A 738-nucleotide genomic window follows, 5' to 3' on the forward strand; every position below is an offset into this window, starting at 1 on the left:
TGGAAGGAGACCGGTCATGGGCAAATCACATCCGATCGAGTTGCGTTCCCGTGTTGTTGCGTTCGTTGAAGAGGGTAACACCCATCGCGAGGCGTCTCGGCATTTCCGTGTGTCGCCTCGGTTTGTGAATAACCTTGTTATCCTGAAGCGTGAAACGGGCTCTCTGTTGCCAAGACGACAGGGCCATGTCGGTGGCGGCAAGTTGAGCGACCATGGAACATGGTTCCGTGAACGTATGGCTGAGAAGGGTGATTTGACGCTTGACGAATTGTGCCTCGAGCTTGCAGAGCGCGGCGTCATTGTGCATCGCTCGAGCGTTGGACGCATGTTGCACCGGCTCGGTTTGAGCCATAAAAAAAAGCCTCATGGCAAGCGAGCAGCATCGCCCGGAAATCGCTCGGGCGAGAAGTCTATGGCTCGAAAGGCGCAAGCCATTCTTCGATAAGGCTCTGGCTCGCCTTACTTTTATCGATGAAACGTCAACGAACACGAAGCTGACAAAACGCTCCGGATGGTCGCCAAAGGGCCACCGTTACCGCAGTCATGCGCCTTTCGGATCCTGGAAGACGCAGACGTTCATCGCTGGCCTCAGATCGCATTCCATGGTCGCCCCATGGATCGTCAACGCACCAATGAATGCCGAGATATTCGAGACCTGGATCGAAACGCAACTCGTCCCAACTCTATCCAAGGGCGACGTCGTGATTGCCGACAATGTTCGCTTCCACAAAAGCGAAA

General features: G+C 54.9%; 2 protein-coding genes. Both read left to right on the plus strand.

What is annotated here, in order from left to right; all coding sequences use genetic code 11:
• Positions 1–445 (plus strand): helix-turn-helix domain-containing protein (locus IB244_RS32670; RefSeq protein WP_246734813.1); only part of this gene is annotated, 445 nt, incomplete at its 5' end.
• A partial coding sequence (locus IB244_RS32675) for a transposase (protein WP_246734815.1) occupies positions 366–738 on the plus strand: 373 nt, incomplete at its 3' end. The genes IB244_RS32670 and IB244_RS32675, both read left to right, overlap by 80 nt.

Source organism: Rhizobium sp. RHZ02, from assembly GCF_014851575.1.
GTDB lineage: Bacteria > Pseudomonadota > Alphaproteobacteria > Rhizobiales > Rhizobiaceae > Rhizobium > Rhizobium altiplani.